The sequence below is a fragment of the Bacillus sp. FSL K6-1218 genome (assembly GCF_038006445.1).
GTDB lineage: Bacteria > Bacillota > Bacilli > Bacillales > Bacillaceae_G > Bacillus_A > Bacillus_A thuringiensis_S.
Genome location: NZ_JBBOVE010000001.1, coordinates 3,074,345 through 3,088,797, shown reverse-complemented (window position 1 = coordinate 3,088,797; position 14,453 = coordinate 3,074,345). Strand labels below are relative to the sequence as shown.

Below are 14,453 nucleotides of genomic sequence, written 5' to 3'. Positions count from 1 at the left end.
ATACCTGTAGCGGTTTGTCCGGTTTGATAATATTAATCAGTTCTTCTTTATAATAAAACCATGAAGTACACCTCTTTTAAGTTAGTTAACATTGTTATGGTGTTCGCTATTTGGTTACTTAATACTTTAATTCATGTTTTTACCAATTAATTATTACCTCAAAATACAAAGTTTTTGTAAATAACTATTTTAGATGTGAGATGAAAATGGGGGATAGATACTTAGCATTTAATAAAAAAGATAAGATTACGAAATGTAATCTTATCTTTTCATTAAGAATAATGAATTGTAGCTTCAAGGTTTCAGAATGACTTTTATACAGTCATCTTCACGATTATTAAAAATTTGATAACCGTAGCTCGCTTCTTCAAGGGGGATTTTGTGTGTAATAATCTCTTTTGGATCAAATTCTTTATTTGTTATTTTTTCAAATAGTTCCGGCATAAAATGAATGACAGGTGCTTGTCCCATTTTAAGGTTAATATTTCTAACCCAAAATGCCCCGAGTGGAAATGCATTATAATTGCCACCATAAACGCCGGTCATTTGAACCGTTCCATATTTTCTTACGGCTTTCGTAGCGATTTGAATAGGGCCGAGAGTTCCGCCTTGTAATTTTAATTTTTGTTCCAGAAATTCTAAAGGCGATTTTTTTCCATCCATCCCCACGCAATCAATGACTACATCGGCACCACCATGTGTAATTTCCTTTAAATGTTCTCCCATATCTGGGAATTTTGTAAACTCAAATACCTCAACGTTGTTAATCTTTTTTGCATAATTCATCCGATAATCTAAGTAATCCACTGCAATTACACGTTTAGCGCCTTGCATCCAAGCAAATTTTTGTGTCATTAATCCAACAGGTCCACAACCAAGGACGATAACAGTATCACCTGGCTTAACGCCTGCGTTTATTACACTCCAATAGGCTGTTGGTAAAACATCTGATAAAAATAGTAGGGATTCATCTTCAAGTTCGCATGATTCCGGTATAACAAATGGAGTGAAATTTCCAAAAGGAACTTTTAAATATTCTGCTTGTCCGCCTGGATGATTACCAAATTTCTCTGTATAACCAAAGTAACCACCAGAATCGTAATGAGGGTTTGAGTTATCACATTGACTTTCCATTTCGTGTTGGCAATAGAAACAATGTCCACAAGAAACGTTGAAGGGGATAACAACACGATCGCCTTTTTTCACTTTAGTGACATCTGGCCCGACTTCTTCAACGATTCCCATTGGTTCATGGCCGATAATGTATCCTTGAGGTAAGGGCATGTTGCCTTGATATAAATGTAAATCAGAACCACAAATAGCGGTTGAAGTAATTCTTACAATAATATCATCTTTTTTCTCTAACTTTGCATCATCAACTTGTTTAACTTGTACTTGATTTGGTCCTTGATAGGTTACAGCTTTCATCTCATATCTCCTTTTGGATTATGTCTCAAAACATAATTTTATTTAATCTCTTGGTGAAATAGAAATCTTTCTTTTATTTACTGAAGGGAATTAGGAAGTATACATAGTGTTGTTATGAAAGTATGTTATATCAGTTATTCTTTCTTATATGTTTTGCCCTACTTTAAGAAAAAAATCAATTTTTATCCATAAACTAATTTCCATAAAAAGGATAATTATTATTTCATAATTTGTAACATATTAAAAACATCGGAGGTGAAATAAGATGGCAAACAATAATAGTGGAAATCGTAATGAATTATTAGTTCGAGGCGCTGAACAGGCTCTTGATCAAATGAAATATGAAATTGCACAAGAGTTTGGTGTACAACTTGGTGCAGATACAACAGCTCGTTCAAACGGATCTGTTGGTGGTGAAATTACAAAACGTTTAGTAGCAATGGCTGAACAACAACTTGGTGGTAGAGCTAATCGCTAAGTAAATTTGCATATAATATAGCAGATATGTAAATCAATTTCTTTTGTATATGTATAAAAATAAAGCCTTATAGTAAATGGATTCTCACTCAAAGATTATTGATAATCTTCTTTCATAATCTTTGAGTATTTTATTTGTAAACTACTTTCCTAAACAATAAACACGCAGTGTTGGAAAGGTGTTTTCCATGCATAGTAGAAAATCTTTTGCAGGAAAAAGCATACTTAAAAATTTGATTTCAATATTGAAATCAATATTGATTATGATATTTTCGAAAGGGAGGAATTTAAAAATGGGTATTTTAAGTGGAAATCCTCAAAATGAACCGTTACATTACGGAGAAGTATTTGATATTTGGAGTTATCTTCTAGCTGCACAAGGTGGAATCGCAAGCCATCAAGTGTTTATGAATCACACAGGTGACGAAGATTTAAAGAAGTTTTTAGAGAGCTTAATTGAAAATGATATGAATTCGGAAATAGAAGAGTTAAAAACTCTTTTAAAGGTTAATGGCGTAGCTTTACCGCCTGCTCCTCCAGAACGACCAGTTGCATCTATCGAAGACATTCCCCCAGGGGCACGTATTAATGATGCTGAAATAGCAGCAGCTGTTTCTACAGGGTTAGCAGCTGGACTTGTGACATGTAGTCAAGTGATGGGAAAATGTCTTCGAGAAGATGTAGGGATGCTATTCGGACAATTTCATATGAAAAAAGCGCAAGCAGGTGTAACTTTGCTGCGTTTAAGTAAGAAAAAAGGGTGGGTAGTTCCACCACCGTTACATGTAAGAAATTCTGATCAAGCTTAATAACCAAAAATAAAAAAGTGGCATTGGCCACTTTTTTATTTTTTAGATGTATCCTCAATTTTGGATTTATTTATTGTAGAAGAATCCATATATTCATCTGACATTTCCATAGCATATTTATCATGGTGAATATGATTGTGATTTGTTAATTCATCATCGTTACGCAGCACTAGTCTCTTCATATAAATGTGGAAGAAAACCTCTATTCCGCCAATAATTAATGTGGATAAGAATGAAGAAAGTCCAATATTACGAGTAGCATCTAAATTAGTAAATAAGGATGTTAGTAGCCAAATTTCGAAGAAGCTTAAGCCCAAATCTGCCATTGTAGCAATCATATTTCCGTATTTAGGTAAAATGAAGAGATCGCCGATTAAATAGGCAACTCCTGTTAAGAAAAGAGAAATGAGTAATACTCTAGGAATGGAAATGCCTTGAAAGATACTGAGTACGATAAGTAATACTGCAGTTATCGCTGTGTATTTAATTAATAAAGCAACAATATGTTTCATCATTTTCCTCCATTATTTAAACGTATATGGAATAAAAGATTTCATTAAAAACGGGTTATGCTATATAGCGTAACCCATTTTAATCAACCTTTAATGGTAAGAAGTACAACCTGGGTAAGAAGCGGGCTTATACTACAGATAGTATTTGAGGAATATCGATTTTTATTCACAAGGCGTAGTTCCATTCTAATAATAGAGATGTTGCCTAAGTACAGTGTTTTTTTATTAAACTTAATAATTTTTTCCGTTTTGATTTTGTTTCTTAAATATAAGAATAAAAAGTATTTTCATGCTTAATGTATCTTTTAGTCTATATATTTTCCATAATCGGGTAAAGCGATTTTATCAAATTCTTGAACGAGTGTTTTGAGGCTTGTTGATAGCAATTCACCCGACATCGGTATCCCATGTCCAGTAACAGCGGTTAGAGGCTTTAACTTCTCTAGCTTAATAACTGATTCTTTAGCGGCTTTCCAGTCTGTTGTTAAATAACGAGGGGGTCCGCTTATTTCCTGTTCCTGAGTAAATACTTTATATAGATATTCCTCTTTCACTGTAATAAAAGCATCCCCAGCGATCAAAGTTCGGTCTTTTTCTCGAAATAATGAAATATGCCCAGGTGTATGAATCCATCGAAACTCTGGCATATGGGGGACAGTTCCATCGGTAGGTAGTGCTTTTACGTTATTTCCTAAGTCAATTGGTTCGTTTGGGAACAGAGGAGACATTTTTGCTACCATACCACCTTCAACTGTAGGGTCTGGTTCTGGATAGCTTTGTTGTCCGGTCAGGAACGGTATCTCCATCTGATGTGCATAGACGGGAATATCCCAATATTTGATGAGTTCAATTATTCCCCCAACATGATCAAAATGGCCGTGAGTTAAAATAATGGCTTTTGGGCGACTATTGGTACCAAATCGATCCTCAGCGATAGAGATAATTTCATTTGCACATTTAGGCATTCCAGCATCAACTAAAACAAAATCATTGGTCTCAGGATTTCCAACAAAGCATATATTGACGATTTGAATCGTGTAACAAAATAAATCAGGCAATACTTCAATGCCATGACCACTTTCAATTGAAGTTGCTGGAATAAACTTGTAATCACTTCCATAATTCATTTCATTGTCCAATTTTTCTCCCCCTTAATATATTTTAATACGACATTATAGTTCCCTAATCTTGAAAATTCATTTTGGCGAATTTGAGAAAAGAATTAATGTGGGATTAAAAAACAATAATTTAGTCCTAGAATTAAGAGAGATTCATATCAATTTATATAAAGTGCAAACAGAAAATATTGATTTTACAATTGTAGTTTCTACTATTTTTTGAGGAGGGATTACGAGTTAATAAAAGATTTATCTAGATATTATAATGTGAGTTTATACAAAAAATACATAACAGTAGCTGATATAAATCCATTAAATAAGATGATTACTTGTACCGATGCTTTTCATAATCAAAGAATGTTTAAGTTTGGAGATATAATTGAAGTGAATTCGAGGGGATAAATAAAAAAGATTATCTCTTCCTAACTTAATTATATCATGTAAATCAAGTTCGAAATAGACTGTTTCTTCTCATTTACTACTGATACAATCAAAAACACAAGTAAAGTAAGGAGAGATGTTAAATGAGTTTTTTCGTTCTCGATTTTCAGGAAATAGAAAACACGCACCTTTCACTTGTCGGTGGAAAAGGTTTGAATTTAGGGGAGTTATCCAACATTCAAGGGATACAAGTGCCAGAAGGATTTTGTGTTACAACGATAGGGTATGAAAAGGCCATCGAGCAAAATGAAGAGCTTCAAATTTTGTTGCAGCAGCTAACAATGTTAAAAATTGAGGAACGAGATCAAATTGGTGAAATTAGTAAGAAGATTAGAGAAGTCATTATGGCGGTGGAAATTCCAGTTGATGTAGTGGAATCAGTAGCTCATTATCTCTCTCGCTTTGGCGATGAACATGCGTATGCAGTGCGTTCGAGTGCTACTGCTGAAGATTTACCGTATGCCTCGTTTGCTGGTCAACAAGATACGTATTTAAATATTATTGGAAAAGAAAGCATTTTGCAGCATATTAAAAAATGCTGGGCTTCTTTATTTACAGATAGAGCGGTTATATACCGAATGCAAAACGGTTTTGATCATAATCAAGTTTCTATATGTGTTGTCGTTCAAAAAATGGTTTTCCCTGTGGCTTCAGGGATTTTATTTACTGCCGATCCGATTACTTCGAATAGGAAGGTGTTGTCAATCGATGCCAGCTTTGGACTTGGCGAAGCGCTAGTATCTGGATTGGTTTCTGCCGATAATTATAAGATAAAAGAAGACAAAATTGTCGAAAAGGTCATCGCAACGAAAAAATTAGCCATCTATGGACGAAAAGAAGGCGGAACAGAGACAAAGAAAATTGCTCCTAATCAGCAAAAAGTTCAAACACTTACTGAACAACAAATTTTACAACTAGCACGCATCGGAAGACAAATCGAAGCTTATTTTGATTGTCCGCAAGATATTGAATGGTGCTTAGTTGATGATACATTTTATATAGTCCAAAGCAGGCCGATTACGACTTTATATCCAATTCCAGGAGTAAATGATGGGGAAAATCATGTGTATATATCGGTTGGTCACCAACAAATGATGACCGATGCGATGAAACCACTTGGGTTATCTTTTTTCTTGTTAACGACTAGTGCCCCTATGCGTAAAGCGGGAGGCAGGCTATTTGTTGATGCTACGCAACAATTAGCTTTACCTGCTAGCAGAGATTACTTAATAAACACTTTAGGAAAATCGGATCCGCTCGTAAGAGATGCATTAACGACTATAATCGAGCGAGATGATTTTATTCAATTGTTACCGGATGATGAAAAAGGAAAGAGTGCTAGTAAAAGTAAGCAACCTGCAAGTTCGCAAACAGAAATCGAAAATAATACGGCAATCGTTACGAATTTAATACAGAATAGTCAAGAATCGATCGAAGAGTTAAAACGAAACATGCAAACGAAATCAGGTGTGGATGTATTTGATTTTATTTTGCAAGACATCCAGCAATTAAAGAAAGTATTATTTAACCCGCAAAGTATAGCTGTCATTATGGCTGGTATGAATGCTTCAACATGGATGAATGAAAAGATGGAGCAATGGCTAGGTGAAAAAAATGCAGCAGATACACTTTCTCAATCCGTACAAAATAATATTACGTCTGAAATGGGTTTAGCATTAATGGATGTTGCTGATGTGATTCGCCCATATCCAGAAGTTATTGCGTATTTACAGCATGTAGAAGATGATAGCTTTTTAGATGAATTCGTTCAGTTTAAAGGCGGGGAAAAAGCTCGAGATGCCATCGCTGCTTTTCTAAATAAATACGGGATGAGATGCAGCGGAGAAATCGACATTACAAAAACGCGCTGGAGTGAAAAGCCAACAACCATTATCCCGATGATTTTAAATAATATAAGAGACTTTGAAGCTGGCGCTAGTAAGCGAAAGTTTGAAGAAGGACTGCAGGAAGCTTTGAAAAAAGAAGAAGAGCTGTTAGAGCGATTGCAGCACTTGCTGGATGGTAATCAAAAAGTAGAAGAGACGAAGAGAATGATTCGTAACATCCGTAATTGTATCGGTTATCGTGAATATCCGAAATACGGCATGATTAATCGTTATTTTATATATAAGCAGGCGTTATTGAAAGAAGCTGAGCAACTTGTGCAGAGTGGGGTCATTCATGAAGTCGATGATATATACTACCTAACTTTTGAAGAACTTCACGAAGTCGTCCGCACAAATAAACTAGATTACGAGCTTATTCATAAGCAAAAAAATGAGTACAAATTATATGAAAAACTAACGCCGCCGCGAGTTATGACGTCTGATGGAGAAATCATTACAGGTAAATATAAACGAGAAAACCTCCCAGCTGACGCGATTGTAGGTTTGCCTGTTTCTTCAGGAGTTATAGAGGGAAGAGCTCGCGTTATTTTAAACATGGAAGAAGCGAATTTAGAAGAGGGCGATATATTAGTGACTGCATTTACTGACCCTGGCTGGACACCGTTGTTTGTGTCTATAAAAGGGTTAGTAACAGAAGTCGGCGGGCTTATGACACACGGAGCAGTAATTGCACGTGAGTATGGATTACCAGCAGTCGTCGGAGTAGAGAATGCTACGAAACGAATAAAAGACGGTCAACGAATTCGGATACATGGAACAGAAGGGTATATTGAAGTGTTGTAAGTAAAAGAACATCCACTATTATAGTGGGTGTTCTTTTGTATATAGTTGACTTATTTCTTTAAGCCAGCCGCATAAAAAGGCCCATGAACTGCAATAGTTGATAAAAAGCGAGCAATCTCCTCAGGTGTTTCTTTTTGTCCATTATTTAACCATTGCTGGATGACACCTATATGTGCAGATGCCATATAAGAAGTTAAGTATTCGCTTGGAACAAGTAAATTCTCCTTATTAATGAGAGGACCATTCGTATCTTCAAATAATGTTTTCCACATAAAGTCTTTCAGTTTTGTTTGGAAAGATAAATCTCCATTTGGACTAAGCACAGCTCTCATAAAATCACTATTTTCATTTAGAAATTCAAGAATAGAAGTGATAAGTATAAATGGCATTGTTGGAGAAGGATTTGTTCCAAGATCAGCAATAACTTCCGGGAATTTCTGTTTGGCAATTTTAGAAAACTCGTACATAATGTCTTCTTGGCATTTCGTCATTAAATCAAATTTATCTTGATAGTGCGCATAGAAAGTACCGCGATTAATGTTTGCTTTCGTTGTAATATCTTTCACTGTAATGGCGTCAAAACCTTTTTCTTCAATTAGCTCCACCAATGCATTTCGTATGGCAGTTTTCGTACGAACAACACGCAAATCTAAATTGCTATCGTGCAACGCATGTCCCTCCTTAATTTTACTCAACACATTTAGAAAATGTGTCTTATAACCGACACATTCCCGATTTTTGATTATTGTATATGGTTCAACTCGAACATATAATTCAAAATATAAATAAACAACACGTTGTTGGTTATTATAAATCAAATTAAAGGAGGAGAAAAGAAAATGTTTAAAAATAAACTTTTATTTTTATCACCAGTTATTGCATTACTTGTTGTTTTTATTTTTTCATTAACGTTATTTCCAACTGTTCAAGCGCAGCCGAAAAACTTGCCAATTGCAATTGTAAATGAGGATCAAGGTGTAGAAATTCCAAATCAACCGGAAATGAATATGGGGCAAACAATTGTTGATACGGTGAAAAAATCATCGAAATCAGATGAAGAACCTGCGGTAAAGTGGGTAGAAGTGAAAAATAAGGAAGCAGTTCAAAAAGGGTTAAATAATAAAGAGTATTATGCAGCGTTAGTCATTCCGAAAGACTTTAGCACAAAACAAGCATCATTACGAACGCCACAGCCATCTTCTCCAGAGATAGAAATATTCATAAATCAAGGAATGAATACAGCAGCATCAACTATGGCTGGGCAAATGTTAAATGCGATCGTTGATAATATGAACAATACTGTTCGCGCGCAACTATTAGAAGGATATAAAGCAAAAGGAGCTACATTAACAGCAGATCAAGCGGCGAAATTAGTAACACCTATTGTAAAGAACGTGAAAAATGTGAATGAGGTTGGCAAAAATAGTGCAAACGGTAATTCACCAATGTCTTTATTTCAGCCGTTATGGATTGCAAGTTTAGCGAGCGCAGCAATTATCTTTATTGCGATAAGTAAAATGCCAGTAGGTACAAGAAAAGAAAACCTAGTATTAAAACTAAAACAAATAGTAACTGGAGCAATTGCGACACTTGTCATTGGATTTGGTCTTACATGGATTGCAGATGGGATGGTAGGGTTAAATATTTCGAACTTCACGGATACAGCTCTATTCTTATCTATTACTTCTTTTAGTTTCTTCTTAATGATATCTGCGGTACTTTCGTTAGTTGGGCTAAAAGGAATTGGTTTATTCGCTTTATTACTATTTTTCGGAGCGCCGTTATTATCGTTAGCACCTGAGATGTTGTCTCCGTTTTATCAAGACTGGGTCTACTCATGGTTACCAATGAAATTTATGATTGAAGGCCTAAGAGAAATCTTTTTCTTCGGAAAAGGGTTAAGCTGGAATACACCTGTTACTGTACTCGTTTGGATTGGTATAGTAAGTATGGTTACTATATTAGTAACTGCATTCAAACGTAGTGCAGTAAAAGGGCATAAAACAGAATTGAACGCTTAAAAAAAGCCGTTTCACTAATTAGTGAAACGGCTTTTTTGATGAAATCTATAAGCTAAAGAATGAGTATTTGCTGTTGTAGTCTAAGAATAAAGTTTGTTAATTTTTGTGGTTTTTCCTCAATGTAAACACCTAATTGTTGAAAAGTGTTATGTTTAGAATTAAGTCGGGATCTCTAAAGATCGCGTACGTTCCAGACAATCTCACCACGTTCGTCATCCCACGTACTGTGATGACGCTTAAATCCTATCTTTTCAAGTACCCGGAGGGAAGCGATATTCCAAGCGCCTACAGTCGACCAAAGTCTTTGGCGCTCAGTAGCAATCGCCGCGTCCAGTACAACAGATGCCGCCTCAGTTGCATAACCTTTACCATGAGCGCTGCGGAACAACTCGTATGCAATCTCCGGCTCTTCAAGTGTGGAACGACCGATAATTAAGCCACAGTATCCAATGAAATCGCCTTCGTCTCTCCTTCGAATAGTGAGAAGGGAAATACCATTTTCGTCTGCCTTCTTGCGCATCTCAATAAGCCGGCTACGAACGGAGTCGAGGGTCGGCATGTCCACACCACGTTCGCCAATTAATTTTCTCATCCAAACTGAATCGGATTCCTCCCACATACTCAGGTCAAGTCGTTCGGTTTTTAGCTGGAACTTCATAGTTTTAAATAAAGATGGCATAGTGGAACCTCCTAGTTATGTTACTGAACTCATAATAGCTTCGCACCGCATCATGTTGAACCTCTCGTTGATTCGCGAATTTATTTTCCAACTCCCGCGAGAGTTTATAGCAACAGTATACAATAGTATTATTTTATGCATAAGCAATTCCTTTGCAAAATAGACCCTTTTCTTAAACTTTACTTTCAATCTAAAGCCGTCCCGTTATATATACAAGCTCCTACTATTTCTAAATGCATAAAATGTTAAGCGAAGGTATGGAGGGATACGATGTATAATTCGAATTATTATGATTGGTATAGACAAAATGATAAGTTGATTAGTGATATTGAAAAAGCTATAAATGGAGAGTATAGCGCCATAAGCTGCTATGCAAAATTAGCGAATATGGCTCCAAATCAAGTAGAACAAAAACAAATTCTTGAAATTCGTAATGATGAAATAAAGCATTTTCACAACTTTGTACAAATTTATACGAACGTAACTGGCAGGCAGCCGAAACCACAAATTACTGAAAACTGCCCGAATACGTATTTACAAGGATTAGAGTTCGTTATACAAGATGAACAAAAAACAGTAGATTTTTATTTGGAAATTTCAGATGAGACATCGGATGCACATCTGAAAGAGTTGTTACGGAGAATAGCTGCGGATGAACAAAATCATGCGGTATGGTTTTTATATTACTTCGTGAAGTCGAAGTGAGCATTAATAATGAACGGCTAATGTGGTGCATATATTAAAAATTATTTTAAAACGCAGTGCAACAATAGAATAAGATATGTAAATGTAAGCAGAAGAAAACCGTTTCGCTAGTAGTGGAGCGGCTTTTTATGATGTACATAGGTATCGACAAAATATAGTAATTAAATTTGATATATAATGTATGAAACGAAAATGAATAAGTTAGGAGCAAGCATATGAAAAGAGGGATTTTTGTAGATATTCCAAATGAATATAGCAATGTATTTTGGAAATTGTTAAAGCCGATTGATATTGCTGAATTTGATTGGCGAGTGAGGAATGAGGAGTCCTACTTAATAGCACGTGGTGAATTGGATGAGGCATTATTTCCAGAAGAACCCAGTGTAGTGGAAGGATTAGCATTGAAAAAGTTAGTTAAAGACAACATATATTATCTTATTTTTGCAGATTTAAAAGCATATCCTAAAGGAGAAATAGCGATAGATATTGAAACATACGAAGAGTTTAAGGGAAGTAAATGTGAGGTAGTTGTATTAGCGGTGGATGCTCAATACATACAAATTTATGCGAAAAATCAAAAAGCGATTGAATTGATGTATGAAAACGCACAGAATCAAGGTTTTTATGTTGAATACGTTACAGACGAAAATGACGGTAGAACGCGTTTGTCAGTATGGTAGCAATTTGAAAGGGGGACGGCAATATGGAGAGAAATATAAGTAAAGAATATACAATTCGAATTGCTACTGAAGATGAAAGTGATAGTATTATCATTTTATTAAAAGAAGTAGCACAGTGGCTACAATATAAAGAAGTGGATCAGTGGCAGTATCTTTTAGGAGAGGAAGCTACGGCTGAAATACTAGAATGTATAAGAGAGAATTATACATATGTTGTTATGAAAGAAGATGAAATAGTTGGTACGGTTACAACTTCTCCTAAACAAAATGAATGGGATGAACATATTTTTGGTAAAGAGGAAGTTTCTAATTCATTATATATTCATAGATTTGCTGTGAAACGGAAGTATAAGGGGAATAGAATAGGAGAATGGATTTTATGGTGGGTAGAAGAGAATGTACAACATGACAAAGAGTATTTGAAGCTAGATTGTGTGGGACATAATCATACGTTGAATGATTTTTATAAGAAAAATGGTTTTGAATATGTTGGGAGTACAGATGGACTTAGTAAGTTTCAAAAAAAAAGGAGAATGTGAATGAATCAAATTAACGTAAGTTTAGTTGAAAAGTTAATACAGAAACAGTTTCCCGAATGGGCCCATTTAGAAGTGAAACCAGTAAAGTTTAGTGGGCATGATAATAGAACGTTTCATCTAGGGGATGAGATGAGTGTAAGATTGCCAAGTGACGCGGCATATGCACCGCAAGTAGAGAAAGAAAATAAGTGGTTACCACTATTAAGTAAGGAGCTTTCTTTACCGGTTTCTACACCAGTTGCGAAAGGAAATCCATCTGAAGATTATCCATGGCCTTGGTCTATTAATAAGTGGATAGAAGGAGATACTGTTACGAAACAAAATATTCGTGACTTAAATGAATTTGTGGCGGACTTAGGATCATTTTTAGTAGAATTACAATCTATTGATGCGAGTAACGGACCGATAGCTGGGGCACATAATTTTTACCGGGGCGGACTTATATCGGTATATGATGAAGAGGCGAGAGTTGCTATTGAAAATAATAAGGATGTCTTTGACGAGGCATTATTAAAGCATCTTTGGGATGTAGCACTTAGTTCAACATGGGACCGTAAGCCAGTTTGGGTTCATGGAGATGTAGCAGCGGGGAATTTACTCGTTAAAGATGGAAAACTTTGTGCTGTAATTGATTTTGGTATTTTAGGCGTAGGAGATCCTGCTTGTGATGCAGCGATGGCTTGGACGTTTTTTGATGAAAATAGTAGAAATGTATTTAAAGAAGTATTACGCATGGATGAAGAAACGTGGAATAGAGCGAGAGGATGGGCACTTTGGAAGGCGTTAATTACATATGACGCGAATAGGGATAGTAATGAGAAGGTGGCAGAAGAATCTTATCGTGTCATTCAAGTGATTGTGGATGATTATAAAGGGTAATAGAAAAGCCTATTTTAAAATAGGTTTTTCATATGATTAAATAGTAGAAATGGAAAGAAGGAATACAATGTGATTATACAGAATATTTAGATAATGGGAGGTGTTGAATTTTGAGTGAAATTGAATTAAAGAGTAATGTAATTAAGACAGGGCGAGAGAAGGGGATTATTCTTCGGTTTATACTTGCTAGTCTCGTTGGGGTGTTTATGTTTTTCGTTCCTGTTACGATAAACGGTGCATCGTCTATTATGATTGATCATATCGTATCGTGGATCAGGGCTTCGGTTCCAGGCGTAGTACCTTATTATGCATTATTTGTTATGGCGATTGGTGCGATTTATCCATTTTATACGAAGAAATGGAATGCATCTATCGTAGACATTTGTTTTTCTATTTTAAAAGTAGTTGGCGTTGTTTTTGGCATATTATATTGTTTAAAAGTAGGACCAGCTTGGTTCTTTGCGCCAGATGTTGGGCCGTTTTTGTATGAGAAGCTAGTCATATCAGTAAGTTTGCTCGTTCCAATTGGCTCGGCGTTTTTAGCGTTATTAGTCGGGTATGGATTGCTTGAATTTATCGGTACATTTTGTCGTCCGATTATGAGGCCATTATGGAATACGCCGGGGAGATCGGCAATCGATGCAGTTGCGTCCTTCGTTGGAAGTTATTCGCTGGCCCTCCTTATTACGAACCGCGTGTATAAAGAAGGAAAGTATACGACAAAAGAAGCAGCTATTATCGCTACAGGATTTTCTACAGTATCCGCTACATTTATGATCATCATCGCAAAAACATTAGATATTATGCATTTATGGAATGTTTATTTTTGGACTACGCTTGTTGTAACATTCATCGTGACTGCTATCACCGTAAGAATCCCACCCCTTAGTAGAAAACCAGATACATATGTAACAGAAGAAGGGTTCCCAGAGCCTGTTTATAAAGAGAAAATGCTAAAACGTGCTTGGGAAGATGCGTTAGAAGTATCAAAGTCTGCACCGAGCATTATGAAAAATATTGCAGTGAATTTAAAAGATGGATTTATTATGACGATGGGAATTTTACCATCTATTATGTCAGTAGGATTAATTGGTATCGTCTTAGCGAAGTTCACGCCAATATTTGATTGGATCAGTTATATTTTCTATCCATTTACATGGCTATTACAATTACCAGAAGCAGACTTAGCTGCTAAAGCCGCATCAGTTGGTATTGCAGAAATGTTTTTACCTTCATTATTAGTTGTAAGTGCGCCACTTGTGACAAAGTTTGTCATTGCAGTTGTTTCCGTATCATCTATACTGTTTTTCTCCGCTTCCATTCCTTGTATATTATCAACAGATATTCCGTTAAAAGTATCTGAACTTATTATTTTATATGTGCAGAGAACGATTTTAACGTTGCTTATCATTACGCCGATTGCTTATTTGTTGCTTTGAACTACAATGTAAGTTCTAAATATATGACGTTTACTA

14 protein-coding genes are annotated in these 14,453 nt (G+C 35.7%); 9 read left to right on the top strand and 5 right to left on the bottom strand.

What is annotated here, in order from left to right:
• Positions 1–294: 294 nt before the first annotated feature.
• Positions 295–1,428, bottom strand: coding sequence for a zinc-dependent alcohol dehydrogenase (locus tag MHI26_RS15780; RefSeq protein WP_000649092.1), 1,134 nt, complete (start codon positions 1,426–1,428; stop codon positions 295–297).
• A 265-nt stretch (positions 1,429–1,693) separates the two neighbouring features.
• Between MHI26_RS15780 and sasP the strand changes: the two genes are divergently transcribed.
• The gene (sasP, locus tag MHI26_RS15775; RefSeq protein WP_000002833.1) at positions 1,694–1,906 is read left to right on the top strand and encodes a small acid-soluble spore protein, SasP family; all 213 of its coding nucleotides are present in this window, start codon (positions 1,694–1,696) and stop codon (positions 1,904–1,906) included.
• Positions 1,907–2,198: 292 nt separating this feature from the next.
• Positions 2,199–2,714, top strand: a complete 516-nt coding sequence (locus MHI26_RS15770) for a DUF3231 family protein (protein ID WP_000512140.1) — start codon at positions 2,199–2,201, stop codon at positions 2,712–2,714.
• 35 nt (positions 2,715–2,749) lie between these two features.
• Here the strand turns inward: MHI26_RS15770 and MHI26_RS15765 are convergent, their stop codons facing one another.
• Entirely contained in the window at positions 2,750–3,226 is a 477-nt protein-coding gene (locus tag MHI26_RS15765) for a YndM family protein (RefSeq protein WP_061665940.1), read from the bottom strand.
• A 305-nt stretch (positions 3,227–3,531) separates the two neighbouring features.
• Entirely contained in the window at positions 3,532–4,365 is an 834-nt protein-coding gene (locus tag MHI26_RS15760) for an MBL fold metallo-hydrolase (protein WP_061665941.1), read from the bottom strand.
• 503 nt (positions 4,366–4,868) lie between these two features.
• Between MHI26_RS15760 and ppsA the strand changes: the two genes are divergently transcribed.
• The gene (gene ppsA / locus MHI26_RS15755) at positions 4,869–7,475 is read left to right on the top strand and encodes a phosphoenolpyruvate synthase (RefSeq protein WP_061665942.1); all 2,607 of its coding nucleotides are present in this window, start codon (positions 4,869–4,871) and stop codon (positions 7,473–7,475) included.
• A 50-nt stretch (positions 7,476–7,525) separates the two neighbouring features.
• Here the strand turns inward: ppsA and MHI26_RS15750 are convergent, their stop codons facing one another.
• Positions 7,526–8,143: a TetR/AcrR family transcriptional regulator gene (locus tag MHI26_RS15750; protein ID WP_061665943.1), complete on the bottom strand. Its 618-nt coding sequence runs from the start codon at positions 8,141–8,143 to the stop codon at positions 7,526–7,528.
• A 132-nt stretch (positions 8,144–8,275) separates the two neighbouring features.
• Here MHI26_RS15750 and MHI26_RS15745 point away from each other — a divergent pair, with 132 nt between their 5' ends.
• Complete coding sequence (locus MHI26_RS15745; RefSeq protein WP_140338003.1) at positions 8,276–9,496, top strand: YhgE/Pip domain-containing protein; 1,221 nt, start codon at positions 8,276–8,278, stop codon at positions 9,494–9,496.
• 172 nt (positions 9,497–9,668) lie between these two features.
• On the opposite strand, the gene MHI26_RS15740 is transcribed toward MHI26_RS15745, so the two are convergent.
• Positions 9,669–10,175 (bottom strand): GNAT family N-acetyltransferase, encoded by a 507-nt coding sequence (locus MHI26_RS15740; protein ID WP_001139534.1) that lies wholly within the window; start codon positions 10,173–10,175, stop codon positions 9,669–9,671.
• Positions 10,176–10,445: 270 nt separating this feature from the next.
• On the opposite strand from MHI26_RS15740, the gene MHI26_RS15735 reads away from it, so the two are divergent.
• From MHI26_RS15735 to MHI26_RS15715, 5 genes are all read left to right on the top strand, one after another.
• Complete coding sequence (locus MHI26_RS15735; protein WP_000282833.1) at positions 10,446–10,880, top strand: ferritin-like domain-containing protein; 435 nt, start codon at positions 10,446–10,448, stop codon at positions 10,878–10,880.
• 215 nt (positions 10,881–11,095) lie between these two features.
• Positions 11,096–11,560, top strand: a complete 465-nt coding sequence (locus MHI26_RS15730) for a DUF2691 family protein (protein WP_000820155.1) — start codon at positions 11,096–11,098, stop codon at positions 11,558–11,560.
• Positions 11,561–11,583: 23 nt separating this feature from the next.
• Positions 11,584–12,099, top strand: coding sequence for a GNAT family N-acetyltransferase (locus MHI26_RS15725; protein ID WP_000440753.1), 516 nt, complete (start codon positions 11,584–11,586; stop codon positions 12,097–12,099).
• Complete coding sequence (locus MHI26_RS15720; protein ID WP_001071854.1) at positions 12,100–12,978, top strand: aminoglycoside phosphotransferase family protein; 879 nt, start codon at positions 12,100–12,102, stop codon at positions 12,976–12,978. It begins immediately after the preceding gene.
• A 110-nt stretch (positions 12,979–13,088) separates the two neighbouring features.
• A complete protein-coding gene (locus MHI26_RS15715; RefSeq protein ID WP_001289421.1) occupies positions 13,089–14,417 on the top strand; it encodes a YjiH family protein in 1,329 nt (442 codons plus the stop codon).
• Positions 14,418–14,453 lie beyond the last annotated feature (36 nt).

Excerpts from the sequence above, each read along its gene's own strand:
- MHI26_RS15780 (WP_000649092.1), bottom strand. The coding sequence starts at position 1,428 with ATGAAAGCTGTAACCTATCAAGGACCAAATCAAGTACAAGTTAAACAA.
- sasP (WP_000002833.1), top strand. The coding sequence starts at position 1,694 with ATGGCAAACAATAATAGTGGAAATCGTAATGAATTATTAGTTCGAGGC.
- MHI26_RS15770 (WP_000512140.1), top strand. The coding sequence starts at position 2,199 with ATGGGTATTTTAAGTGGAAATCCTCAAAATGAACCGTTACATTACGGA.
- MHI26_RS15765 (WP_061665940.1), bottom strand. The coding sequence starts at position 3,226 with ATGAAACATATTGTTGCTTTATTAATTAAATACACAGCGATAACTGCA.
- ppsA (WP_061665942.1), top strand. The coding sequence starts at position 4,869 with ATGAGTTTTTTCGTTCTCGATTTTCAGGAAATAGAAAACACGCACCTT.
- MHI26_RS15740 (WP_001139534.1), bottom strand. The coding sequence starts at position 10,175 with ATGCCATCTTTATTTAAAACTATGAAGTTCCAGCTAAAAACCGAACGA.
- MHI26_RS15735 (WP_000282833.1), top strand. The coding sequence starts at position 10,446 with ATGTATAATTCGAATTATTATGATTGGTATAGACAAAATGATAAGTTG.
- MHI26_RS15730 (WP_000820155.1), top strand. The coding sequence starts at position 11,096 with ATGAAAAGAGGGATTTTTGTAGATATTCCAAATGAATATAGCAATGTA.
- MHI26_RS15725 (WP_000440753.1), top strand. The coding sequence starts at position 11,584 with ATGGAGAGAAATATAAGTAAAGAATATACAATTCGAATTGCTACTGAA.
- MHI26_RS15720 (WP_001071854.1), top strand. The coding sequence starts at position 12,100 with ATGAATCAAATTAACGTAAGTTTAGTTGAAAAGTTAATACAGAAACAG.